The 25,037-nt window shown below is 33.7% G+C and carries 27 protein-coding genes and 4 pseudogenes; 21 read left to right on the top strand and 10 right to left on the bottom strand.

Translation table 11 applies throughout. The features are described from left to right. Positions 1-38: 38 nt before the first annotated feature. Positions 39-326: pseudogene (locus ZPR_RS23885) on the bottom strand (RsbRD N-terminal domain-containing protein); the annotation flags it as partial. A gap of 889 nt (positions 327-1,215) precedes the next feature. Between ZPR_RS23885 and ZPR_RS24085 the strand changes: the two are divergent. The 8 genes and pseudogenes from ZPR_RS24085 to ZPR_RS15905 all read left to right on the top strand — a co-directional run. Next, positions 1,216-1,524 (top strand): annotated as a pseudogene (locus tag ZPR_RS24085) (Crp/Fnr family transcriptional regulator); the annotation flags it as partial. A gap of 39 nt (positions 1,525-1,563) precedes the next feature. Beyond that, positions 1,564-1,728 carry a cyclic nucleotide-binding domain-containing protein gene (locus tag ZPR_RS23940; protein ID WP_013072774.1) on the top strand — a complete coding sequence of 55 codons (165 nt, stop codon included), beginning with the start codon at positions 1,564-1,566 and terminating at the stop codon, positions 1,726-1,728. Positions 1,729-1,839: 111 nt separating this feature from the next. Then, positions 1,840-2,049, top strand: a complete 210-nt coding sequence (locus ZPR_RS22650) for a hypothetical protein (protein WP_013072773.1) — start codon at positions 1,840-1,842, stop codon at positions 2,047-2,049. Further along, a complete protein-coding gene (locus ZPR_RS22645; RefSeq protein WP_083759781.1) occupies positions 1,980-2,447 on the top strand; it encodes an aldo/keto reductase in 468 nt (155 codons plus the stop codon). Before ZPR_RS22650 ends, ZPR_RS22645 begins: the two co-directional genes overlap by 70 nt. Before the next feature lie 816 nt (positions 2,448-3,263). Beyond that, positions 3,264-3,749 carry a YciE/YciF ferroxidase family protein gene (locus tag ZPR_RS15920; protein WP_013072771.1) on the top strand — a complete coding sequence of 162 codons (486 nt, stop codon included), beginning with the start codon at positions 3,264-3,266 and terminating at the stop codon, positions 3,747-3,749. A gap of 71 nt (positions 3,750-3,820) precedes the next feature. After that, positions 3,821-4,057, top strand: a complete 237-nt coding sequence (locus ZPR_RS15915; RefSeq protein WP_013072770.1) for a hypothetical protein — start codon at positions 3,821-3,823, stop codon at positions 4,055-4,057. Then, positions 4,054-4,233, top strand: coding sequence for a YqaE/Pmp3 family membrane protein (locus ZPR_RS15910; RefSeq protein WP_041579011.1), 180 nt, complete (start codon positions 4,054-4,056; stop codon positions 4,231-4,233). The genes ZPR_RS15915 and ZPR_RS15910 overlap by 4 nt, the downstream gene beginning before the upstream one ends. A gap of 53 nt (positions 4,234-4,286) precedes the next feature. Then, on the top strand, positions 4,287-4,643 hold the full coding sequence (locus ZPR_RS15905) for a hypothetical protein (protein WP_041579010.1): 357 nt from the start codon (positions 4,287-4,289) through the stop codon (positions 4,641-4,643). 136 nt (positions 4,644-4,779) lie between these two features. Here the strand turns inward: ZPR_RS15905 and ZPR_RS23025 are convergent. After that, a pseudogene (locus tag ZPR_RS23025) lies at positions 4,780-5,911 on the bottom strand (IS3 family transposase). A gap of 340 nt (positions 5,912-6,251) precedes the next feature. Between ZPR_RS23025 and ZPR_RS15885 the strand changes: the two are divergent. From ZPR_RS15885 to ZPR_RS15855, 6 genes are all read left to right on the top strand, one after another. Further along, positions 6,252-6,770, top strand: a complete 519-nt coding sequence (locus ZPR_RS15885) for a hypothetical protein (RefSeq protein WP_013072764.1) — start codon at positions 6,252-6,254, stop codon at positions 6,768-6,770. Positions 6,771-6,805: 35 nt separating this feature from the next. Next, complete coding sequence (locus ZPR_RS15880; RefSeq protein WP_228250895.1) at positions 6,806-7,081, top strand: helix-turn-helix transcriptional regulator; 276 nt, start codon at positions 6,806-6,808, stop codon at positions 7,079-7,081. 236 nt (positions 7,082-7,317) lie between these two features. After that, positions 7,318-7,494 carry a hypothetical protein gene (locus ZPR_RS23455; RefSeq protein WP_013072762.1) on the top strand — a complete coding sequence of 59 codons (177 nt, stop codon included), beginning with the start codon at positions 7,318-7,320 and terminating at the stop codon, positions 7,492-7,494. Between the two features lie 21 nt (positions 7,495-7,515). Next, complete coding sequence (locus ZPR_RS15875; RefSeq protein ID WP_013072761.1) at positions 7,516-8,055, top strand: helix-turn-helix transcriptional regulator; 540 nt, start codon at positions 7,516-7,518, stop codon at positions 8,053-8,055. Positions 8,056-9,000: 945 nt separating this feature from the next. Further along, entirely contained in the window at positions 9,001-9,450 is a 450-nt protein-coding gene (locus ZPR_RS15865; protein WP_148211752.1) for a hypothetical protein, read from the top strand. A 783-nt stretch (positions 9,451-10,233) separates the two neighbouring features. Then, positions 10,234-10,542, top strand: a complete 309-nt coding sequence (locus tag ZPR_RS15855) for a DUF4138 domain-containing protein (RefSeq protein ID WP_148211751.1) — start codon at positions 10,234-10,236, stop codon at positions 10,540-10,542. Positions 10,543-10,748: 206 nt separating this feature from the next. On the opposite strand, the gene ZPR_RS15850 is transcribed toward ZPR_RS15855, so the two are convergent. The 5 genes from ZPR_RS15850 to ZPR_RS15830 all read right to left on the bottom strand — a co-directional run bounded on the left by ZPR_RS15850 (position 10,749) and on the right by ZPR_RS15830 (position 13,778). Further along, on the bottom strand, positions 10,749-10,943 hold the full coding sequence (locus ZPR_RS15850; RefSeq protein WP_041579003.1) for a YqaE/Pmp3 family membrane protein: 195 nt from the start codon (positions 10,941-10,943) through the stop codon (positions 10,749-10,751). A gap of 16 nt (positions 10,944-10,959) precedes the next feature. After that, complete coding sequence (locus ZPR_RS15845; RefSeq protein WP_013072757.1) at positions 10,960-11,196, bottom strand: hypothetical protein; 237 nt, start codon at positions 11,194-11,196, stop codon at positions 10,960-10,962. 20 nt (positions 11,197-11,216) lie between these two features. Further along, the gene (locus tag ZPR_RS15840; protein WP_013072756.1) at positions 11,217-12,449 is read right to left on the bottom strand and encodes a cytochrome P450; all 1,233 of its coding nucleotides are present in this window, start codon (positions 12,447-12,449) and stop codon (positions 11,217-11,219) included. 70 nt (positions 12,450-12,519) lie between these two features. Beyond that, positions 12,520-13,005 (bottom strand): YciE/YciF ferroxidase family protein, encoded by a 486-nt coding sequence (locus tag ZPR_RS15835; RefSeq protein ID WP_013072755.1) that lies wholly within the window; start codon positions 13,003-13,005, stop codon positions 12,520-12,522. Positions 13,006-13,043: 38 nt separating this feature from the next. Beyond that, complete coding sequence (locus tag ZPR_RS15830; protein WP_148211750.1) at positions 13,044-13,778, bottom strand: hypothetical protein; 735 nt, start codon at positions 13,776-13,778, stop codon at positions 13,044-13,046. A 786-nt stretch (positions 13,779-14,564) separates the two neighbouring features. Here ZPR_RS15830 and ZPR_RS15825 point away from each other — a divergent pair. Continuing rightward, positions 14,565-15,134, top strand: coding sequence for a hypothetical protein (locus ZPR_RS15825; RefSeq protein ID WP_013072753.1), 570 nt, complete (start codon positions 14,565-14,567; stop codon positions 15,132-15,134). Here the strand turns inward: ZPR_RS15825 and ZPR_RS15820 are convergent. Both ZPR_RS15820 and ZPR_RS15815 read right to left on the bottom strand, forming a co-directional pair. Next, positions 15,096-15,371, bottom strand: coding sequence for a DNA polymerase ligase N-terminal domain-containing protein (locus ZPR_RS15820; protein WP_049771466.1), 276 nt, complete (start codon positions 15,369-15,371; stop codon positions 15,096-15,098). The two genes, ZPR_RS15825 and ZPR_RS15820, sit on opposite strands and share 39 nt — an antisense overlap. A gap of 710 nt (positions 15,372-16,081) precedes the next feature. Further along, positions 16,082-18,463: a phosphoketolase family protein gene (locus tag ZPR_RS15815; RefSeq protein WP_013072752.1), complete on the bottom strand. Its 2,382-nt coding sequence runs from the start codon at positions 18,461-18,463 to the stop codon at positions 16,082-16,084. A gap of 267 nt (positions 18,464-18,730) precedes the next feature. Between ZPR_RS15815 and ZPR_RS22640 the strand changes: the two genes are divergently transcribed. The 4 genes and pseudogenes from ZPR_RS22640 to ZPR_RS15795 all read left to right on the top strand — a co-directional run bounded on the left by ZPR_RS22640 (position 18,731) and on the right by ZPR_RS15795 (position 21,608). Further along, positions 18,731-19,189, top strand: a complete 459-nt coding sequence (locus ZPR_RS22640; RefSeq protein ID WP_049771465.1) for an IS110 family transposase — start codon at positions 18,731-18,733, stop codon at positions 19,187-19,189. Further along, positions 19,190-19,567, top strand: coding sequence for an IS110 family transposase (locus ZPR_RS22635; RefSeq protein WP_228251002.1), 378 nt, complete (start codon positions 19,190-19,192; stop codon positions 19,565-19,567). 24 nt (positions 19,568-19,591) lie between these two features. After that, a pseudogene (locus ZPR_RS23020) lies at positions 19,592-20,702 on the top strand (IS3 family transposase); the annotation flags it as partial. Positions 20,703-21,182: 480 nt separating this feature from the next. Beyond that, positions 21,183-21,608, top strand: a complete 426-nt coding sequence (locus tag ZPR_RS15795; RefSeq protein ID WP_013072748.1) for a hypothetical protein — start codon at positions 21,183-21,185, stop codon at positions 21,606-21,608. 142 nt (positions 21,609-21,750) lie between these two features. Here the strand turns inward: ZPR_RS15795 and ZPR_RS15790 are convergent, their stop codons facing one another. Beyond that, complete coding sequence (locus ZPR_RS15790; RefSeq protein ID WP_013072747.1) at positions 21,751-22,191, bottom strand: DUF2267 domain-containing protein; 441 nt, start codon at positions 22,189-22,191, stop codon at positions 21,751-21,753. Positions 22,192-22,646: 455 nt separating this feature from the next. Here ZPR_RS15790 and ZPR_RS15785 point away from each other — a divergent pair, with 455 nt between their 5' ends. Beyond that, positions 22,647-22,847 carry a dodecin family protein gene (locus ZPR_RS15785; RefSeq protein WP_013072746.1) on the top strand — a complete coding sequence of 67 codons (201 nt, stop codon included), beginning with the start codon at positions 22,647-22,649 and terminating at the stop codon, positions 22,845-22,847. Between the two features lie 658 nt (positions 22,848-23,505). After that, a complete protein-coding gene (locus ZPR_RS15780) occupies positions 23,506-23,826 on the top strand; it encodes a four-helix bundle copper-binding protein (protein WP_041579001.1) in 321 nt (106 codons plus the stop codon). Positions 23,827-25,037 lie beyond the last annotated feature (1,211 nt).

Below are 25,037 nucleotides of genomic sequence, written 5' to 3'. Positions count from 1 at the left end.
TCTGCCCTGATTTTTTCGGCCCAAAGCCGAAGGATACTTGCCCTTAACGCACGGAATTCAGAACTTAGTTGCATGATGTCAAACCCAAGTTCAACCCGTTGCGCACCATGTTCACTGGCTGCCTTGGTTTCTCTAGATTTAAGTGCTTTATTGCCCTTGGATTTCTTTTCCTGCTCGGCATTTGTTTGCGAAGTATCCATATCTTCTGCAATCCTTTCAAGCATATCCTTTATATGGTCAGTAACTTCTTCCACCTGCATTTCAAATGTAGGTTTTATGTTTTCCCGGGCATATTTTATCCACTCGTTGGTAATTTCTTCTTTATGATTAACGAATAAAGTTGGCTAACTCCATATCTTATTTTCTGAATTAATGAAAGTAAATGATTATTTATATCCTGCAAAAGATAATGGTTGAGGGGCACCAAAAATTAATTGTAAAAATATACCTTTTTACGAAATACTCAACATCACAGAGCTGATTGTCGATTACTTTAAAAGACAAAACCTTCACCAGACAAGTCAATGCTCTTATATATTAAAGGACATGGTTCTATAAATAATGCAGAATACCAACAACTTGAGAATATATCAAAAAAAGTACGGTTACCCGTGATTTACAGGAACTGATAAATAGAGAGTTCATTGAAAGAAAAGGAACAACAGAGAAGGGAACTTCTTATAATGTCCGCTCCAAGACAGCATGGGATCATATATAGGCCAAATGGGTCATAAAGGTTTTCATACTTTTTCCTTTTATAAATAACCTATAAACTATCAGTTACTTTTAAAGACTTCATTACAGATTAAGCAGCCAGTATATCAGCCAAAAGTTTTAAATCCTCTATTAATTGGTTCGAGTTTTGTACCATAGGGGTCACAAAAAGGGATACTATTTTAGTGTCCCTTTTGTGTATTACAAGTCCAGCTAATTCTACATTTTTACCTCTTTTTATTTGAAATTTTTAAATATTTTCCGGAATTCATTGGAAAATTTAAATGAATTTGTTTTTTGATAACCGGTTCGAACCTATTAGAATCGTTGAGGTGATAAGATTCGAACCTTATTGTTCACAGATAATACCTAGACTAATCAGCAAAGAATGCACCTTCAAGTACGATAACATTTCACCAAATATTTAATCTGATTCCTTATTTTGCCAAATGACAAATTTATGACTAGCCATAATTACTAACTTTATAAAATGGAAAACTTATAGAATATATTTTACAATTTGGCAATTTAAACCCGCAGCAAATTGAGCTCATCTCGATAAATGTTACTGTAACGACACTTTATAAAGACACATATTTTGCAGAAGTAGGAAAAACTTTTAACAAAGTAGTTTTCGTTCTAGAGGGTATTTTACGAATTTGTTATTACAACAATAAAGGCGAAGAAATCACGAAATATTTTATAGAAGAAAACCGCTTCATCGCAAATCCATATAGAGACGAACCCTTTTCAGAATATGTCCAGGCAGCCACAGATTGTAAATTTATTGTATTTTCGAACCAACAATGGAACAACCTTTCTAATACAATTTTGGAGTGGGATAAAATTATGAATAAGATATTCCATAATGCCCTGATGAAGAAAATGGACAGAAGAAGTTCCTTAGTTTCTGAAGATGCCACCACACGTTATCTTATATTCTTAGAAAAATTCCCTAACCTTGTTGATCGGACTCCTCTTTCTTATATAGCTTCTTATCTGGGGATTACATAATCCTCCTTAAGAAGGATCAGAAAAAATATTGTATAAATCCTTTTTTGCTATATGGCAAAAGATTTTTAGTAGAGTTCCTGCACCTTTGTTTTCATAATTAAAACAGAGAAAATGAATATTAAAAAAATAATTACCATTGGTGCCAATACAGCAAATCCTCTACCAGTAAAGCGATTGGGTTATGGGACAATGCGTCTTCCGGGGGAACAAGTTTGGGGCGAACCCGAAAATAGGGAAGAAGCAGTGCAGATATTAAAAGCAAAACTTCTGAAGGTGATATTAATTTTCTGGACACAGCTGATTATTATGGAAAAGATGTAACCAATCGACTTATCGCAGAAGCCTTGCATCCTAATAAGAAAGATCTGGTTATTTGTACCAAAGTTGGAGCAAGCAGAGGGGTAGATAAAAGTTGGAACGTTTACGACAAACCTGAAAATTTACGGGCAAGCATCGATAATAATTTAAAGACCTTAAAAATTGAACAAATTCAATTAGTACATTTTCGCGTAATGCCTCGGACTACCACTCCTTTTGAGGAATCATTGAAGGCTATGTTCGAAATGCAAAAAGAGGGAAAAATTATGGAAGTAGGTGTAAGTAATGTTACCACGGAAGAATTAAATCCAGCCCTATCTATTGGGAAGGTGGCAAGTGTTGAAAATGCATTCAGTTATGTACAACGTACGAGTTTTTTCAGTATTTGGTCAAGATATTAGGGGTATACTATGTTCGAATTTTGCAATTTGGTGGTGAGGAAAGTTTAAAATGATTTTTAAGAAGTCGGGGTGGCAGAACGCGGGATTATTCTTCAAACTATTTAGTGGCTTACAAAAAGTTCATATTATAAGTTTTCTGATATAAAAAATCCACTCAAAAATTTTATAGGTTATGATAGATCATATCCAAAGCTTCATATTAATAATACAGAGGCTTCATTGTTGGTATGTCAAGTGGAACGTATTGATACTTCCTTATATATATCTGAGTATCATCCGAAAATTGGATTTTATTAGGCGTAATGAGTAGTAATATATCGAGCTGATAATTTTCAAGTAAATATAATACATTTTCAAGGAACTCTAAGAAAAGACTACTTTTCGTATTGCTTTATTTAAATTCATTCAAGCCTAAGTTCAAGGGAGGAGTAAAAAGTTATTTAAGACGATCAGATCCTTTTTCTACTATTACTCAACTTAAGCATTATTTTCCATAAAAGAAAATTTCTCTAATTTTAGTTTAGGGGTCTGCCTTGAACTTTTCTTAAATAAACGTTAGAAATTTATCTGTAAAGAATGAACCTAATTCTTTCAGCTACCAATAGGTTTTTACAACTATCTCTGGCAGATAGCGTATATAAACATACTGTAAAGCAGAAGGATGTGAGGCTAAAGTTAAAAGCTTTCTTAAGAACTTATAATATTTTGTTATTCTCTTTAGCTTTGTTTAATCCGGTAATGAGATGGTTAACTTTGAATTATAGGATATAGTTAGAGGAACGACCTTAAAATCCTACTAAACAAAAAAGTAATGCCATGAAGAATCTAAAAGATTTATTTGAACATCAGTTGAGAGATTTATATAGTGCGGAAAGCCAATTAATTTCAGCATTACCCACTATGGTTAAGCAGGCAAATACGCCCAATCTGAAAAAAGCTTTTGAAATGCATTTAAAGGAAACGCAAGAGCATCAAATACGCTTAAAGGATGTTTGTGAAGATTTGGGAATATCTCCAACTGGAGAAGTTTGTAATGCCATGAAAGGATTAATAAAAGAAGCTAAGGAATTTTTAGAAGAAAATGTTGAAAATGAGTTTGTACGTGATGCAGGAATTATAGCTGATGCACAGCGCATTGAGCATTATGAGATTGCGGGATATGGCACTGTGCTAAGATTTGCGAAGGAATTAGGGTATACAGTTATAGCCGAAAAACTGAATAAGACTCTCCAGGAGGAATATGCAGCCGATGAAAAATTGAACAGTCTAGCAACTAACCAAATCAATAGGAAGGCTGACTAACTCATATTTAACTGGATGGCGGACCATTCAGGCTGCGGTACTGAATGGTCTTTTCATAATCAAGACATGTCATGAAAAAGAATAAAAAAATACAGGATGAAGAGCAATATGCCATTTTAAAAAGCAATGGTATGAGTGACGAAAAAGCTTGTGTGATTGCCCGAAATAAAGAAGAAATACAGCAGAATGCCTATCATAATTATTCCTATAAGGAATTAATTGTAATTTGCCGTGAAAAAGGAATTTCTGTTGTAGACAAAATAAAAAAAGGCGATTTAATTGACTTAATAATTAAACATGAGGCATGAAATTGACAATGGTTATTTTAAACGTTATTTTACCTCCGGTAGCCGTTTATATTAAGTATGGAGCTAAAAAGGAGTTTTTAGTCAATTTATTATTAACCTTTCTTGGTTGGATACCCGGAGTAATACATGCTTTTATCATAAATGATGAATATGTAAAGCTGTTTCGAAAAAGCTAAAATATAAATAAACGAAATATCTTACTTTATGATGTTTTTAAAATACGATGACTATGTATTCTAAAAAAGCACACTTTGTCTATGATTTTTTGTTTGTGATAAGCTTAATGGGTTTGGATGTTTATCGTTATCTCAGTATGGAAAGTATGCAGACATATTGGTTTTTGACCTGTGGAGGTTTATTATTATTTAATAGCCTTTGTGCATATGAAGTACTAGGTAGGCAAATCATTACTTTCTATACTCATCTTTATTTTGATATAGTTCTGGCTCTGTTTCTATTGTGCTTAGTGTGGATTGATAGTATTGAGGGTATTTCAGCAGCTTCAATCGTTATTATCAGTATTCTTATCATTACTAATGCTATCGTAGCAAAATATAAACTGCATAGGGATGTTCGTTCACGATAATGTTAGAATTAAAAAGCCATACATAATAGTAAAACTGATTATAATTAAGCCTTTTTATATTTAATGGTGATGAAGGCTTCCCTGTTTTTCATACAGTTTAAAAATCAACTATTTTTAAGTTGACCTCCTCCCAAAATTAGGTACTGGTCATAACTAGAGAATCTGGGCTATTTTCATTGATTTCAATGTACTCATTGGGTGACATGTCACCCAATGAGCTGTGTGGTCTAAACCCGTTATAGTCTTCCCTCCAAATATCGAACTTTTCTTGTGCATCTTCCAAAGAGAAGAACCAGTTTGTATTTAAACATTCATCTCTGAAAGATCCATTGAAGCTTTCTATAAATGGATTATCAGTAGGTTTTCCGGGTCTTGAGAAATCTAATTCAACATTGTTTTCATAAGCCCATTTATCCAATACTTTACTGATAAATTCACTTCCATTATCTACTTTTATGCGTTTAGGATAAACTCTTGCACTAGCAACTAAATTATCCATCACCCCAACACCCCAACAACATCACTTCCTTTAAGGGATTTTCCTGCATATATAGCTAAACATTTACGACTATAATTATCTACTACAGTTAAGGCTCTGAAACGGCTTCCATCGTAGAGTTGATCTGTCACAAAATCCATACTCCAGCACTCATGTAAACTAGAGGCATTACCAAGAGCAGGTTGTCTATGGGCTGCACACCGACTTCTTTTAGGTCTCTTAGATCTGAGGTTTAAACCTTCTTCGCAATACACTCTATAAACGCGTTTATGATTATCCATAAAGCCTTCCCGGCGAAGCAAAATATAGATCCTCCAAAACCCATAGCGTACTCGTGTTGCTGCTATTTCTTTCATTCTCATACGCAGCAATTCATCTCCACGTTCTTTGGGTGTATAATAAAAAACGCTTTTGTGCAGCAATATTAGGCGTACACAACGATTGATGGAAATATTATATTCCATACGGATATTGCTGACCATCTCCCGTTTTCGAGACGGCCTTAGAACTTTTTTTTAAGTACGTCCTGAAGAATCTGCTTGTCAAGACTTAAATCAGCTACAAGCTTTTTAAGCTGCGCATTCTCCTCCTCCAAGTTTTTGAGCCTTCTCAGTTCAGAGACACCCAGACCACCGTATTTTTTCTTCCAATTGTAAAAGGTAGCCTCGCTGATTCCCATCTTGCGACAGACCTCAGAAAGACGTGTTCCAGTCTCAACCTGTTTTATCGCAAATACAATCTGCGACTCGGTATATTTTGATCGTTTCATAAGCAAATAATTTATTTAAAGTTAAACATTTATTTGCCAGAAATACTCTAGTTTTTATTAGTCCGATTTAATGGGAGGAGGTCAGTGATAAGTAAAGCTATATTTTCGGTCTTCAAAATTTAAAAATGATTTGAAGGCAATAAGGATTCGACCATTTCCGACTAGACACATTCTTAAAAGTTTTCATTCAGGAATAAAAAAATGTAAGAAAAAATGGACGTTTTTTTAAAACCAATCTCGCTCAAGAAAATGGGAGGGGAAAATTATAGGTATAGCATTAGATAGCGATATTTCTTTTGCATTTTTTCGGGGTGAATTATCTCGTAGCATAAACTTAGAATTGGAGTTTACACAACAAGATTCTTTACAATTAATTTATAATTTAGGACATCCGTTTCTATATCGATTTTCAAAGGATACCGAATGGGTGATTTTCGAGCGATTTCAACATGCTGTTACCCTGACTTCTTCCCGTCTAATTTCAAGAATTTCTTTAAAAAGCAGTATTCCCTATAATTTATACATTATCAATATTACAAAAAGGCAATTTTTAGAAAATAGAATTGCTACTTCAAACACTTTAGACAATAATTTAAAATTTCTTTTTAAGGAGCATCCTTCGCATCAAGTTTTCCATTCTGGAAATTTTAATTTAAGGATAGCTGATGTGTTTAAGGAAATTAATTATTTAAGTGTATTTAATTTTTTGGATTATTTAAAATTGGAAATAAATATTCATGAATTAATCTTCCTTCATCTTCGGCAATACAATAAAGATTGTAATAATCACCTAAAGCTGACGCATCCAAGCGATGTAAAACAAATTAAAAAAGCTGCTGAACTGATTATAGGTACATAGCTTAAATGAACAGAATAGAGTGAATAAGTAGGCATGTGGGTTTAAACTGTAATAAGTTGCAATTAGAATTTAAAGAATTATATGGTCAAAGCGTCAATGGGTATATAAGAGCTGTAAAAATGAAAAAAGCGAAGGAATTGCTTGAAGAAAGTATAATGAATTTATCGCAGATTACACATGCGATAGGGATTGCAAGTCCAAGTTATTTTCGTAGATTGTTTAAAGAGTTTTATCAAATAACACCATCAGAATATAGAAAAAGAAGAGACCAGAAATTAAAGGGAAAACAACACCAATATGAATGTCATTGAAGTTAATTCCATTCCCATAGATGAAGTAATAAAAGATATAGGGAAGGCCCTTTCACAGCCGGTTTCGGAAAATTGTAAACATTCTGTCTAGATATTCCAAATCATTTGGGGAAAGGCAATTTTCAGGGTTTAATTTCAATAATGGATTTGGGTTTATTCATTATAACTGTGTATTCCATGCGGCTACAGAAATACAATTTGTTGTTGATAAAATACATCCACTCAAATTTCTGTATATGTTGAATGGAAATATGGTAAATCGTTTTGAAGGTGAGGAAGAAGGGCACAGCATAGAACAATATCAACATGCTATCGTGACGAATGTGCAAAATAAAGGCCATATATTACAATTTTCCGAAGCAGAACAGCTTTCATTGATAAGTATAGAAATAGATCGAAAAAATTTTCGATAAGGTGGATTGTGACTAAAGGGGGTGGAATTTAAATTGAGAGATGCCTTTTTAGATGTAAAGGCAAAAAAGGAATTTTACCATAAAGGCTTTTATTCTCTTAAGATTGCTGATTTATTCCGGGAGAATGAGGAATTTAAAGTAAGTAATTTTATCCGGAGGATTTTTCTAGAAGCATTGACAATGAAAATGCTTGCCTATGAGTTGGAGAAGTATGAAGATGAACTCAAGACAGATAAGCAGCAACGAATATTAACTCATTATGAAGTTAGAGCTATAAAAAAGGCAGCTAATTATATTGAAGATCATATATCGAGGAACCCGAGTTTAGAGGAATTAAGCCGATATGCAGGATTGAATAAGAATAAGCTTCAATATGGTTTTCAATTATTATTTCATACAAGTGTACATACTTATTTAAGGGAAACAAGGTTAAAGAAAACCCTGTTACTTAATACCAATTTGAGTATCAGTGAAATTTCTAGTTATTTTTTTTCCAGAATTTTTAAAGAAAAATACGAAATGTCTCCGATAAAATTTCGTAAGATCAATCGTAAACCTTAGTGAAATGGCTATAAGTTTATTCTGTGTGTTCCACGGGTCTTAATTAAATGTTAAAATTAATTAGTCCAATGTTTAGATGATAAATTTGAGAATCGGAGAGCTCAATTTTTTGTTTTTTATGTAAGACTGGGTTTCTATTACTCTTAACAAACTCACCGATGAAAATCGCCTTTTATCCGAACAATTTCAGAACCGTTAATAAAAATTAAGAATTGTTAATTGTAGGCTAAAAGTGGTTTCAGCTGAAATATAGTCGTTTACTCCATTTAAATTTGTATTTGTTCATATAATCTATTATCAAAAAGTATGTATCAAAATTCGACCATTAAAAAGAATATTTTTCTTCTTTTATTAAAGGGTATAAAAAAAATGTCTATTCAATATAATACCTACTTATTTCTCTATAGAAAGAGTATAAAGCCTAATAATAGACAGCTTTTATTTCGACTTCTCGAGTCTAAAAGTAAATTTATATTACTGATTTTCGAAATGTTTCAGGAATATTACAGTTTAATTCATTTGTGGAACATTGAACAGTATTTCATCAGACTTAAAAAGGAAATTATGCAAAATTTAACCGGTATAAGAAGAATGGAATATAATTTAGAAATTAATGTCATAGAATTAGAAAATTTAAATCTCAGTTTCATTAAAAATATGTTACGTAAAGTTTCAGAACTTTCTTTTAGAAATATACTTCTTAGACATCAGTTCGAGTTGAAATCTGTACTCTCGGATTTTTAGCGCTCTGTAAATTAACTGTGGGGAATAAGCTTAAGCGTTAAGATGTCTATCTACATCGGTCTTTTATGTTGGGATTCCGTTATTCGATATCGGAATGGTAATCACCTCCTAATTATTTTGAGTTCATAATATATAATATGGGAGGTGGTTTTTTGTTTGAAAAAGTATCTGGAAAGTATATACTGAAAAAAATAAGTTCATATGATCATTACAATATGTTTAGTAATATTTGGCATCATAGGAACAACCATGATGACCATTTTCAGTTTTATATATTCCTATATCACAAATTATAGTTTTAATGAACCGAATCTTCTTAACTATGTGTTGGTTACTTCCGAATTTTTATTTTTAAGAAGATTGGGCGAACAACAAATAATCGGCTGGATTTTTCATTATCTAATAGGCATAGCTTTTGCTTACTTATACTATAAAGGAATTGATATCTATGATTTCGATAGCACATTGCCTAATGGAGTGCTTTATGGCATAATTTTATCAGTATTAGGTATTTCCGGTTGGGCATGTTTACTATTCAAAAATTTTCCTATTCCCGATATTTATTTTAAAGGCTTTTTCTTTCACTTAATACTAGCGCATTTGGTTTATGGGCTGAGTATTGCTGTATGTTTTGAATTTTTGTTTTTTTAAAGTTGTAAATTAATAAAATCGATTATTATTCTGATAAAATCGACATATAGTTGAGGGGGAGCACTGTACATAATTTAAGCCTTTACCTTTAAAAAATAATATTTCTAAATTTTAAGGTATTTTGAATCAAAAACGTACTGAATTATGCCTAGGTATTATAGATCCCTACAATACCATCAATGTTAATCTTTTTTTTGGACTTGAAACGGCAATAGAAAAATCTATCAGTGCTATTTTTGTTCATATAAAAAAACTACTAGAATGCTGAATTATCGAAATACTTCAGTTTTACCAAGTCGTTGCCAACGAATAAAAAACTATGGAAGGAAGATTTAGACGGTATAATTACCGGCTATTTTCCTACAGAAGTCGAACTAGTTGCGTATACTAAAAAAACTTTGAAACTCAACTTACCTATTTTTCAGTTTAGTCCTGTTTTAAGAGACCACAAAATAGCAAAAGAGATCATTGATTTGGCAAAGGTCAGAAACAAGTTGATTTTTTGTTATAACCCTTATCAATATAGTCGGACATTTCGAGAAATTCATGATCAGGTATACACTTTTGTGCTAAAAAGAACTCCCCGCCCTCCATTACTCATTTATAAAGCAGGTAGCGTTTTTTAATCTCAAAGACGAAGAAAATACTTGGATGAATGTAGAAGGTACCGCCAAGAGTTAGATAGGTCATCCTAGGCTGAAGCTTTTGCCAACTATCTTTTAAAAAGAAATTTCCCGGTGATCAAAAAAAAAGAGAACAAAAAATTAAACCAACCTTATTCGAGTGCAGTTTTATAAAGAACAGGCCTATCTGTTAATGGAACTTTCCAATTATTCGAAAGTGAGCTTTATACCGGGAAACTTACATGCGTCCTTGCAGACGAAAAAGCAAGGAAAGCGGCACTCCATGCAACGTCAGAATTTAAACCTTGTTCGTCAAATGAATATACCGGATATTTTAAGACCAGGGGAAACCAAAAGATTTGTGCTCATGCTTTCAAAATTTACAATTCCTGAAAAGTGGGTGTTGAATGTATCCGTTCAAGAGCAAAATGGTCGCAGACATTTAGGGGTTTTATCTCCCAGTTTTTAAAGCGATGTAGGTTATAAAGTAATTACTAGGCCTATAGAAGTTTAGGGGAACGTCTATTCAATATTTAGTTATTAGCTTTTAATGTCTAATCAAAAGTTCAACTCCTAATAGAATATTCCTGAGTAGATAAAAAATCAATTAGAGCGAAAGTTTACTGAAAATTAAAAAGAAAATGCATTATAAAGCCGAAAAGATTAAGCTTAATTTTACTTTACATTGTTTTCACTGTCCCTAATTTCTTTTACATACCTATCTGTGATTATAAAAGCATGAATCATTCCTGGTACCCAACCAATTAGTGTTAGTATTAGATTTATTAGGAACTTTTTATTCGCTCCATATTTTAAATATACTGAAAGGGGAGGTAACAAAACGTTTAAAATTACAGTTAACAATTTCATTTATACTATTTTTAGATTATTTTTTGTTTAACAATGCAGTAATCAGGGCATTTCTATCCATATTATCGGTTCCTGGTATTCCTGATTTTTTAGCCTCTTCTATAAGTTGTTCATCGGTATAGGTGGTAAGGTTATTTTTTTGGATATGCTCATTGTTTTGAGCTATTTCAGACGCCTCTTTATCACTTACTCCATTTTTTCGGAGTATGGCATATTGTTCTTCATCCATTATCTTATTTTTCTCCTTTATCATAATACACTTTTTTAGATAATTTATTCCATCAATCTTAATTTCGTTATTTTCGAAATTTTAATCCCATTGGCCGGTAATGGGGGAAACTGATTTTTTTTAATTCTCAAATTTTTACTTTTCACCGTGTAATTAATATCATAAATTAAAAAGTAAAGATTGCGCTTCATTAAATTAATAGTAATCCATTCACCGGCGCATCGATGGTTTTTGTAATGATCCCCTCCTCCTTGAGGGATTAAATTAAATGGTGAAATTTGAGCATTCATAAATCTTTCCGGGTAAAATCGCTCAGGGGCTTTCCATAATTTTGCGTAGTGGTTGGTAGCGTAAAGATCCAATAACACACGCTGCCCTTTCGTAAATTTATGACCTTTAAATTCAAAATTTTTACGGATACGGCCTGAAATAACTGGAAAAAAAGGATAGAAACGCCTAACTTCCTGAATGAAATTTTCCCCGTATTCTTCGTAATTCTCTCTAAGTTTTTCTTTATAAGAGGGATAATCTTCTAAAGCCTTTAAGTTGAAGGTCATGTATCTGGCAACGGCTACTATTGGTCTTAACAGGTTTAGTATCTCTACCGCTACTATTTGATCAGGTAAATGTTTTCCTTTTGGATTTTTGTAACCAATAAAATGATCGAATATAGTGTCACTATTTTTTTTCTTATTTCTATAGTTTTTAATCAATGACTTTACCCAATTCTCTGTTGCTTTTCTAGCGCTCCTTCCTCGCCAGTGCTGTATGCCTATTTTCCCGGCCGAACTAATCATTCTGGAAATCCTGGGAACCTGATTAACTATATCTTTTTTTGTAAAGGGAAGGCCTATCCATTTACATGCGCATTTGAATAGTATGCGCTCCATCTCATCAAAATAGTTTATCGTATTTTTTGCTTTCCAGTCTTCGACAGCTTCAAACCAAGCCTCATCAAAATAGGTGTTTAACTGATTTAGCGAATCTACATTCATACAGTGCATAAATAACTGTTTTCGGGCTTTATGCTGTTCCCCATCTAATCCCTGCACACCATTAAGGCCGAAAAGTGTTTTTTTAAATCGTTTTGGGGTGGCCTTGTGACGGGAAAATCTTTCTTGGTCATAGAATAAAGCAGTTGCTTCTTCCCCACGCAGGATATAATATTTTTTGAATAAAAGTCTGCGTTTTAAGACATTATTTTTAGTGGCATTAAACTGGTCCAGAAAATAGTCGTATCCCTTAAACCAAAATCCTATACTGCTTTCTTCTACCATTTTTATAGTTTAATGATTAAAAAAACCATCCAGAAACACTTCTGAATGGCCTTTTGTTTTATGTTATATGTCACTCCGCTTCTTTGTTGATTTGGTTGGTTGCCAGGCTGTTCAATTTCTCATCGGCAGAATATTCTTCCTGAAGGGTCTTGTCTAATTTTTCAGCAATATTGGTATAGCCCAGTTCTTTTGCGTATCGAACCAAAGTACCGTAGCCCGAAATTTCGTAATGCTCAATTCTTTGGGCATCTGCTATTATTCCGGCATCACGAACAGAATCATTTTCAACTTCTTCTTCAAGAAATTTTTCTGCCTCTGTAATCAAGCCTTTCATTGCATTACAAACTTCTCCGGTAGGCTTAATTCCCATATCCTCGCATATATCTTTTAAGCGTTCCTGGTGATGTTGGGTTTCTTTTAGATGTTCTTCAAAAGCTTTTTTAAGTTTTGCTGACTTGGCGTGTGTGACCATGTTAGGTAATGCGGACACAAGTTGAGTTTCTGCGCTATAAAGATCTTTCAGTTGATGTTCAAACAGGTCTTTTAAGTTTTTCATGATATTAAGATTTAATTGAATTTGTAATTATTTCATTATCAGATCAACGTATCTTCTTTTAGCTTTTTTAAAGTCACTATCATATACTCATTTCTATTACGGATCTGATCTCTAAAAAGTTTTTTTTCATTAGGTGTAACGTTTAGGAATACTAACGTCTCTATACTTGCTGAAATTTTTTGCTCTTTGTTTAAACAATGGTTTAAAAAATCGGATTTACCTAAAAGTTGAAATTTTTTAAATTCGAGTAGAGAACTTTCAGTAAATTGGCGGTATTCTTCTAGGTCGTAATTATTTTTTAGTAATTCTGCTGTTTGGAAGTGTATGTGAGCAAATTTGCTGAATATACTCTTAAAATATATTTTTTTACAGTTCTCTGCTATTCTACGATAGAGCAAGTGGGTTTCTATAAGAGTTCTATAAATGCGTTTTGCCCTCCATCTGATTACCTTATCAGAGTTAGAATTAGATAAATTCTTAGCTTTTTTTAAGATTAAAAATTTTTGTTTCCGATCCTTCGGACAATAATAGGAAATGCGTACACTCCCCAATGCTTCGGTGTCGTGGGCTGAATGGAATTCGCCATCTTCAGTAAAACCTCCTTCTGAACTCTCGGCAATTCCGGTAATTACACAATGGCTTATCTTTAGAAGTTTTTCCTTTTCAACAACGGAAAAAGTATATTTACGCTCAAGTCGCTTTAGAGCCTGGCGTGAATTCAGCTGATTTTTATTTAACTTCTTTTTTTCTTGGGTTAGGTTAGCTTTCATCATCATCTTCATTTTTGGTTATTTCAAAAATAAATAGATTTAAAAAAAAGAAATATTTAAATATTATAATGTTTTCTAAAGGAATGAATAAACATTTATTAAAAAATATTTAAATTAAATATTCATTGCTGGTATATGTTGGGAAAAAACTATTATGCGTTCAACGTGATATATAAGTTCTGAGTAATTTCAAATTATAGTTTAAAAACTTTTATATGTACCAAACACTACTGAAATTTCATTTTAAATCGTAACCCTAATATTCCCTTTAAGACGTAAATTCAAATCACCCTTTTAAAAAATGTTCTACGAACTTTAAATTATAATTTACGTAAATGTCTGTAATGTGTGAAATTTGAACCGGTAGTACATATTATTCTTTTAAAGCCTCGATTTTATTAAATTCCAGTAACTATATAACTATACTCTTTAGAACAATTAAAATATTTATGCGGCTTAAAAAGTCATACTAATTATCACTATTTTATAAGAAGTTGTTGGTAATCAAAACGTTAGTGTTTAAGTAAGCCAATTATAGAGAAGAATAAAATTCATAACCTACTAATTATATAAAGGAAAAAAATCCCGGCCCCAAAAAGGAAGAGTAAGACCGCTATGAGAACTGTGCTGTTTAATTTACGAAACATTTAAATAATTTGCGACTAATCTAATATGTTTCTTGAAAAGTTAAAATGAATTTTATTCGATTAACATAAAATTAAGAATATAAGTTTAAGGCTTATATGGGGAATCAAATTATAGTTTATTAAATTAGCTATAAAAATTTAAATGAACTTTCCTTTTTTACAAAACTTATTAAGATTTACACGGGGAAATAGTCCGGTTTTAGAGGATAAGGAGTTCCTTGGAAGCGATCTAATTTATCATTTTAATAATGATACTCAGGTTCTTATTGAATGTTTAGAAGACCATAATCAAATTGAATTTAAAAAAACTGTTGGATATTCTGACCAAACCTATTGGTTTTATGATGAATTTTCAGAAAAACATTTTGGCTTAGGATTGCAATCCATCCAGAGACAAAGCCAATTACTACTGCGATTTTTTCCTAATCATATGACCATTCAAGAAGGAGATATTTTTTCTTTATTTTTTAAAGATAATACGGGGCTTGCATTTCTAGTCGATCAACCTCCTAAGAAGAAGAATAGGCTTGAGGTAGTCTTCTATCAGGTTAATCTGAACTTCAATGAGCTGGATTTGAATAAATTGGTGTCTGAGCCTATCGTTGGATGGTGCCATCACCAAAACGGAAAACCTTTAAAAAAATCTCCTTTCGAGTTGGAAGAACAATTTATTTTAAAGCATATCTTTCAGTGTTATCAGGAGTGCATATAAGAAATAAACCTTTAAAGCATTTATATTATTCTCCCGGGTATCTACACTTGGGCCCTTGGGAACAGACCAGGATTTTAGCGTACCGTTAATTTCCAGGCGAAAATCATAATGTAAATTGGTAGCCTCGTGTTTTTGAATCACAAAAATAGGTTCACCATTCTTTTTTTTGAATTGACCGCCTTGAGGTTCCTGGGTTTTGGAAAAATCCCTTTTCTTATCATAATCACTCTCTTTCATACTGAACTATCTACAGGGTTTATCTTCAAGATACAAAATAGCTAGCAAATTGATTTTTAAAAAAATACTAAAAACTAGAACATAATAAAATGTCATGGGAAGTTTGCATTTTGTTACCTAAAGCTTCTTTCATAAAAAACGATCACAATTACTGAAGTTTTGGTTCGTTTTTATTTTTATTTCCGATAAAAACATATAAAAAAGAATGGTTCAATATCTTATAGGTGGAGTTTTTGTACTGGTTTTGAAGGTTAAATTGCTTACGGGTTTATGGAAGAATCGTGGTACGCGTTGTTTTATGGGTTTTTATCGGGCTTATCGGCATTTCGGACTGGAAATGCAGGTTTTTATTTGGACGAACCTCTAAGCTTAGATAACAAGCATTTTATATTCATTTATTGCTGGTTTACCTCATAATAAAAATGGCTATGGGTTTGGTCTATAATATTATAATCATAAATTAAGATGGAAGTTTTAAATCCTCATATCCATACTACTTATTGTTTGAATAGTATTTGCCATACTTTTAATAAAAGGACGTATGATAAATCAGATTCCGATGAAATTATAAAATGGACGGTCTGTAAAAAAGTTATTTTTATCCACACGAATAAAAATTTTATAAATATTTATAAAGTATGCCAGACCACACTTCCCATCTTAGAATAGGCATTTGCTTTAGTCTCTTTCCACATTTTAAACTGTCATGGTCATATATCCCATTTCCAGTCCTTGACATCAGGCATATCAACGCCATGCTCTTCAATGTAATTCCGATGTTTAATTAACATATCTTTCATTTTTTCTTGCAGGTAGTCATTTTTGGATTCTGACCTAGGAATATGTTTTAACACATCTTGAACCAGATGATATCGATCTAGTTTATTGAGTACTGTCATATCAAAAGGTGTGGTGATTGTTCCTTCTTCCTGATATCCATGGACATGAAAATTATGATGATTGGTACGTTTGTAGGTTAGTCGGTGGATCAGCCAGGGATACGCATGAAATGCAAATATGACCGGTTTGTCTTTGGTGAATAATGCATCAAAATCCGAGTCGGATAGCCCATGGGGATGGGCGGTTTCCGACTGTAACTTCATAAGATCTACGATATTAATTACCCGGATGCGTAACTCCGGAAGTTCTTTACGAAGGATGGATACGGCAGCTAGAGTTTCCAAAGTAGGTACATCACCGGCACAAGCCATAACGATATCGGTTTGATCCTCTTGATCGTTACTGGCCCAATCCCAGACACCAATGCCTTTACTGCAATGTAAAATAGCCTGGTCATAAGGAAGCCATTGGGGTGAAGGATGTTTACCGGCTACCATAACATTGACATAATGCTTACTCTTCAAACAATGTTTCATAGTTAATAGTAGACAGTTAGCATCTGGCGGGAGGTATACCCTAATAATTGAGGCTTTTTTGTTGACAACATGGTCTATAAATCCTGGATCCTGATGAGTGAATCCATTATGATCCTGCCGCCAGACATGAGAAGCAAGTAAAATATTAAGTGATGCAAGTTGTCGTCTCCAGGGGAGCTCTGCAGTAACCTTTAACCACTTTGCATGTTGATTAAACATCGAGTCGATAATATGTATAAAGGCCTCGTATGACGTGAATAAACCATGCCTTCCGGTAAGTAAATATCCTTCCAGCCAACCCTCACATAAATGCTCACTCAATATTTCCATAGCTCGTCCCTGAGGAGCCAAAAATTCATCGTTAGGATCTGTTTGCGCATTCCATTGCCTATTAGTAGCATCAAACACTTCATTTAGTCGGTTTGACAGAATTTCATCCGGACCAAAGAGTCTGAAATTCTGCTGCTTTGAATTTAAATTAATGACCTCTTTTAAAAAAGCTCCTACACTTCTAGTATCCCCAGGTCCGTTATCTCCGTGAGATTTTACAGGTAAGGCGAAGTCTTGCACATCAGGAAGAAGAAGATCTTTGAGAAGTAAACCTCCATTGGTATTAGGATTCATTCCCATGCGCCGGCTACCTTGAGGAGCAAGTTCCTTATACACTTTTTTTAGGGTTCCGTTTTTATCAAAAAGTTCTCCGATCTGATAACTTTGTAACCACTTTTCTAGTTGTTTAAAATCCTCATCGTTATCAATAGGATCCGAAAGTGGTACCTGATGTGACCTAAAATGATTTTCTACAGGTTTTCCATCAATGAATTTCGGCCCTGTCCATCCTTTAGGAGATTTTAATATGATCATTGGCCACCGTGGAACTTGCGAATCTTCTTGGGTGGTATAATTCTTAATTTTTTTAATATCAGCCATTGCATTGTCCAGTGCGAAAGACATATCTCTATGCATCTGCATCGGCTCATCTCCTTCCACTACATAAGGTTTCCAACCGTATCCCTCCATGAGCTTTATAAGTTCCTCATGAGGTATTCTGGCTAAAAGACTAGGATTGGCTATTTTATAACCATTTAAATGTAGAATGGGTAGTACTACACCATCAGTCTCCGGGTTTAAAAATTTGTTAGAATGCCAGGAGGCTGCTAAAGCACCGGTTTCCGCTTCACCATCTCCTACCACACATGCAGCTATCAGGTTCGGATTGTCGAATACAGCACCGAAACTATGTGCAAGGGAGTAACCTAATTCGCCTCCTTCGTGGAACGAACCAGGGCATTCTGGAGAAACATGACTTGGAATCCCCCCTGGAAAAGAAAACTGCTTAAATAATTTTTTCAATCCATTTTCATCCTGAGTGATTTCAGGATATATTTCTGTATAACTTCCTTCCAGATAAGTGTTCCCAACTAAAGCAGGCCCTCCGTGACCAGGACCGGAGACGTAAACCATATCTAAATCATATTTTTTTATTATACGATTGAGGTGGACATAAATGAAATTCTGACCAGGAGTAGTTCCCCAGTGTCCCAATCGCATTAATTTAATGTCCTCTTTTTTTAAAGGTCGCTTTAATAGTGGATTGTCGCGTAGATATATTTGTCCAACGGAAAGATAATTGGCTGCACGCCAGTAGCCATTTATATGCTCTAGCGTTTCTGATGTGATGTCGGAAGTATTTGGTTTAAGCGTTGAAAGATTCATAGTTGGAATAAATTTTTTTGAAGAATTGTATAAGAATTTGTCACAATTTCCTTGAATCCCTGAAAGGAGATAAAATCATGAATGTATAAGAAATGTTTTGATGCATTAAAGTATATGAATCAGGATAAGTAACCAATCATAAAAACTTAAACTATTCATAATTATCTCTATCGATGTGTTAAATCACCAGAGGGTTATTTTATACTATCCGAGAATTTTGGTAAATAGAATATGTGTCCGAGATCACTCATAGCAAACAATTTTCTGATGTTTGCAATGGAGCATACAGGAATCTACGGTTATAGCTTATCTCTCTTTTTGTCTGAAGAATGCTTTAATTATGTGATTGTCCCTGGATTGGAAATTAAACAATCCATAGGAATGACCAGAGAGAAAAATGACAAAGGAGATGCTAAAAGAATAGCTCTCTATTCTTATGAAAAACGTGATCGATTAGAACCTCATGTTCCAAGTTCAGAGAGTACCGTTAAATTAAAACGATTATTCTCACTACGGGAGCGCATGGTAAAGCAAAGAGCCGGCTATAAAATGAGCTTAAAGGAGCAATCGGAAATACTTTCAAAAACTGAAAATAAATTACTATTAAAAGTTCAAAAAGAGCTGATCAAATATTTAACAAAAGAAATAGATATCATTGAAAAGGAAATAAAAACCATTGTCACTGAAGATGAGGGGCTTAAAAACCAGTACGAGCTAATAACTTAAATAAAAGGAGTAGGAAAACAAACCGCGCTTTATATGATTGTATTTACAGAGGGCTTTAAAAAGTTTGACAGTTGGAGGAAATTCGCCTCTTATTGCGGAATAGCTACTTTCCCTAATACTTCAGGTTCAAGTATTAGAGGAAGAACCACAGTAAGCCATTTAGCAAATAAAAAACTAAAAAGTTTATTGGACTTATGTGCTAAGTCTACTATCCAATACAATGAAGAGATGAAATTGTACTATCAAAAAAGAGTCGGTTTGGGAAATAATAAAATGTCCACATTAAACATTATCAGAAATAAAATATTAGCTAGGATCTTTGCCGTTATTAATAGGAATTCTCCTTATGTAGATTTAATGAAATATGCAGCAAATTAGCTTAAAAAATGTGAAATATAATTTGGTTTAGTCACAGAATACTGTGAAGACTTGGTATTTTACCCGCAGTACTTTACCGCTGGCGTAAAGAACAAAAAAAGATTATGGGATAACAGGTTTCCCGGTCGGGGCAATACCAAGATGACCGATGAACAAAAAGAAATCGCCCGTTTGAAGAAAGATTTAAAGGATGCTCAGATGGAACGGGATATCTTAAAAAAGGCGATTCGCATCTTCTCCGCGAGCGACAGGACAAATACCGGTTCATAAAACAGCACCTTATGAAATTCCCAGTCGAGATGATGTGCAAAGTATTGGAAGTAAGTAAAAGCAGCTATTACCTTTGGTTGAAGTCAGGCTCTAGTAAGCTCTGAAACGAAAACCAGAAACTTACTACTCTGATCGCCCACATATTCGAACAGAGCTATCAAAGCTATGGACCCCCAAGGATAAAGGCAGAACTCAAAGCTATGGGGTTCAAGGTATCTAGGTTAAGGGTACCCGAATTATGAAAACAAACTGTTTATACGCCAAACGGAAACGGAAGTTTAAAGCCACCACTGAGAGTAACAATAATTATCCGATAGCCCCCAATTTACTGGACCAATGTTTTAAAGTAGATAGGGCTAACCAGGTGAGGGTAAGTGATATTACCTATATCCAGACCGGACAGGGATGGCACTACCTAACGGTAATTATCGACCTGTTCAATAGAAAGGTTATTGGGTGGGCCTTAAGTGATAACCTCACTACTGAAGCTACCATTGTAAAAGCTTGGGAGATGGCCGCTAAGAACACAGTACTGGAACAACCGCTGATATTCCATTTCGATAGGGGTGTCCAATATGCCAGCCATAAATTTACCGGCATTCTCAAAAACCATAAAGGTTTGATAAGCCAATCGATGAGCCGGAAAGGAAACTGCTGGGACAATGCTGTGGCAGAATCATTCTTTAAATCCTTAAAGGTGGAATGGGTATACTGGCATAAATATCACCTTGGGTGCCAGGCAGAGTTATCCATCTTTCAATGGATCGAGACCTGGTACAATACCAGAAGAAGACATTCCTATTTAGGAAACATGACTATTAAAGAATTTGAATTAGATATGTATAATCAAAAACTGGCAGCATAGTCACTCAACTTAAAGTCCACATTTTTGTTGCAAGTCCAAAATCAGATATATTAAACGAATTGCATTCCATCCTCAAAGAATATTACCTTGTTAAAACTTACTTAAAACTTTAGAAAAATTATGCTTTCTGAAACCTGCAATATAATACCGGATTCCGTTAAACAAAAAATATGTTTGGCTGTTTTGTTTTTTTATTTTCTTAAAATTGTTTAAAATATGAATTAAAAATAAAATAAAATCCTAAAAAATCTAACTTAAATACAAATTAACTGCCAAAAGATGTTAATCCGGGGCGGCGGTCCCTAAGTTTAGGTTAAAAACTCCTGTTTTTATAAAACCAATCCTTTTCCTTAATAAATTTAGTGAGACCAGGCGGGTAAATATTTCGGTCTAAATAACGAAAAACGCTTACAGCCTGATCATAAATGAGCTTCGAATTTTCCTGGATTATTTGTCTCAGGATAGGCTAAAGAGGATCAAATGAACTTAAAAACAACCTATTCAATCATTATTTTTCTTGATATTTTCCTATTAGCAGGAATGGGCGTACCGCTTTACACTAAATTAATTATTGCGGACCCCAAACAGGAGATCTATAACGATATTATAAGTTTTCAGCTCGTGGTCTGGGCATGTTGGTTAATGACTTGTATCGCAGCGCTCTTGATTAAAAGAAAATTTAGGAAAAACTTTCTTTTTTACGTGTGTTTTTCCCTATTGGCTATTGGATTGTTTATAGTCTCTTTTACTTATTTAATAACTTATGATCGGTATGAGGGAGTCAGCCCTATGTATTACTTTAAGGAAGTTTTCTATTTTGAATTTCTGAGTAGTTTTTTTGTAGGTGGAATTCTAACTCTTATAGTAATGGGAGTTACAGCATGGTTTAATCGAAGAGATAAATAATTTGTATTCTCTGTTTCAGTTGTAATAAAGCTTGAAAATTTACACGACGGATGATAATCGAAGCGTTTTTATGGTATTTATCAAATGGAAGTTTCAGGTTTTATCACACTCCAATCGACCTGAATTTTCGGATTACACCACATTATAGATATTGCTGTATTTCCTTTGGAAGCTGATTTTTAATTTTGCTTAGTTTATTCTCAGGTAAGTAATTTCGAAGAGAAAGTAGGGTAATTGCAATAATCTCCTCAGTGGATTTTTTCCATGGAAATTCGTCTTCGCCTAATTCATTTTGTAATTGTTTGACTTGAGTTTTCATCTCTTCCAAAGTTTTATAATCATACTTTGGTTGTTCTAAATATTCCCAATTTTCAGCATACATTCCCTTTAATATAGTCGGGAGTGGTTGCATAAACTGAAAGGCTTCACCAAAGTGGATACGATCCCTTATACTGTGAAGTACAGCTTTCCACACTTTTATAACGCGAACTTTCTCCTGTGGATGTTCCAGGTCTCCTGCCAGATGGTCAAAATATTGCTGGGCTTCATGTGCAAAATTTTCAAAATTGTTATCCCTCTTCATAGCTGTAATTTTTTAATTTTTCTCAAATTAAGGTATGAAAAACTAAAAACGAATGTTTTTAGAAAACTTAACGGCTTTTAGCAACATTTAATATCTAAAAGCCATAATTTTCTAGAAGATTTAATCGGAATTTAAGAACAAAATTTAAAGGTAAACACAACTTTATCTTACTTCAGAATAGCTCAGGGTCACTGGGGAAACAGCCCGATTTTTTTCCACTGGCACTTCTCTTAATTCTGAGTTAATTTTTCTCTATTAAAATAGCAGACAGTCAACTACCAGTTATTAAAGCTTTTCTTTTTTTAGCTCTCTGTTTCTCTCGCTTATGAAAATAAACATTTGATTTTTCTAAACCCTAAGGTTTTTTTAAGTTCTTGTTATAGTTTGTTAAACACCTCTTCAGGCGTTTTATCATTCTCTACATTTAATCCTGTTTAATTTCAAAATTTAAAAATATGAGTATTGTAAAAGTAATTGAGGTAATCGCCACATCAGAGAAAAGTTTTGATGATGCTACACAAAATGCTTTAAAAGAAGCTGCAAAAAGTGTGAAGAATATAGAGTCTGTTTTCATAAAAGAAATGAAGGCTAATGTGACTGATAATGAAATCGTTTCCTATGGTATAAATGCCAAAATTTCCTTTAGGAAAGAGTAAAGCTTACCTGCTCCTTCCACTATTGAACGATCTGGAATTTCCGATTGAAGCTGAAAGAAATACTTGAAGATAAATCTTTTGATAGAAATTTGATAGAAAATGGAGTTGTGAATTTTCGGACTTCTGAAAAATAGATGTGTGACGGGAAGGAGCACATTTACTAAAGAAAGTAAAGACAAATTAAATATTAAAGATGAAGGCTAGAAAACCGAAAATTGTAAATGTTCCCAATGCTGTTTCTGGCCTTTTTGCTGCTATTCAGTTGTAATAATAAGCAGCAAGGCGATATATCAGGAGATAATCCGGAGGAAGATGTTCGCATTGAAGATTATGAAAATAAATTATTTCCGACAATGTCTGTCTGAAAAAATTTGCGCATTAATAGAAGTCTTTCTAGAAGAGGTAAGTCACGGTAAAAGAATATATCCCATTATTAAAATGGATTTGAACTGGCTTAATATATAATATTCCTAAAAATAGAAAAGCAAATCATGAGGTAGTTTAGATAAATATTGATGTGGTTTTCAAATATTGCTGAAACCATAAATGCTATTTATTCAAAAATTTCTACAAATAGAACCAGGAAAAATATTAAGGAAAATATCCTTTATATCGAATTTCTGAAATAGTTAAATTAAAACTGACTAAATTTAAAATTATGAAAAGAAAGAATTTAATCCAAACATTGTATGATTGTGCAGCACATTGCTTGAATTGTGCAGACAAGTGTTTAACTGAAGAAAATTTATCAGATATGATAAATTGTATAAGATTAGATCGAATTTGTGCCTCAACCTGTATTGCTGCGGCAAACGCTTTGTCTGTCGACTGTCCAAAAGAAGATGTAGAGAAGCTTATAGCTTATTGTGAAGAAATTTGTAGCAAGTGTGGAGAAGAGTGTGCCCAGCATGAAAATGAGCATTGCTTTGAATGTGCAAAAGCCTGTAAAAACTGTGCGGAGGAATGTTCTAAATTTTAAACTTTTTCTTTACTAATTAGCTTTGGAGTCTATGGGTTTAACTTTCAACAGTTGAACCCATTTTTATTTCAAATAAGGATAGGGATTTGCAACAAAAAGCTCGACTTTAGTTAATCTACTATACTGCTATTTTTTGATTATACTTAGTGTCTGTTGGATTAAGCCCCGGAGACATCTTAGATTTTTTGATCCAATGATGGATAGCTGCTTCTTTATGGTTTTTTCACCGAAATTAGCCATATTAAGATAAGATAAAAGAGCTCCTGGCTCAGTTTGATGATATTCATCACAAAGATATATGTTGCCAACCAAAATTTTTTATTGTTTCAAGTCCATACTTTCGTTTGCCCTGGCTAAATTTGTCTTCTTTGTGTCCCGTCCCATTGCCTTGTCGGTATGGCGGATATTGCTTTCTTTGAGGAACCTACAGTTTTCCCTGGGCATATAGATGTTGTCTTTCTGGATCAGTTTCGAGAAAGGACCGTGAAGATCCTTATAGGCTCTTACCTGATCCTTGAGGTAGGTCGACTCATTCAAAACTATAAAAATTGATCGCCCCTGACATATCCGTTGTAAAGGCTAACATAGGTTTTAGGTCCACACTCCACCTTCTTTTTCTTCTTTCCCCGAACTATTGAACGGATATGGGTTTGAGGATGCTTACTATCCTGTTTTCAATACTATTGGATTTCTGATCGTACATCTGTTTTGCTGCCGATAAAGATGTTAGATGACCAGCAGATATCTGTAACTGTTCTTCTTTCTGAGCAATCCCAACGACTCAGGGTGCTCTTCCGTTAATAGGTTGAGGGTCTTGGTGTTTTGTCGGACATAGCTTAGCTGCTCCCTAAGCCTCTTGCGGATCTGTTTTCTGCTTTTGCGTTTGCTTTTGGAAAGGTTCAGTAATCTTTTCGGGCTATCCGGCGAAACGGTCGTAACTTCTCCTTAAGTTCAGTTCCTGGTAGAGTGTGTCGCTAAACATTTGTTTATGTTGTCTTAACAAGTTCAGTTAATGGAATTATAAATAGCTATTATCGCAATTTTTAACCTTCTATCTTAGGGCTATGAAATAATTTGTCCATGGGTAAATTATTTTCATGCCAAAAATCTATCCTGATACTTGTTCCCTATGTTCCGATTGATAATTACAGCCATTTTTTCCACTACGATGATGACTTTGTTTAGTTATCTCTATGAAGCTCGGCACTCCA

Origin of the sequence: Zunongwangia profunda SM-A87, from assembly GCF_000023465.1 — a bacterium.
Taxonomy (GTDB): domain Bacteria; phylum Bacteroidota; class Bacteroidia; order Flavobacteriales; family Flavobacteriaceae; genus Zunongwangia; species Zunongwangia profunda.
Note: the sequence above shows the minus strand (reverse complement) of the source record. Positions and strands in the feature narration are given on the sequence as shown.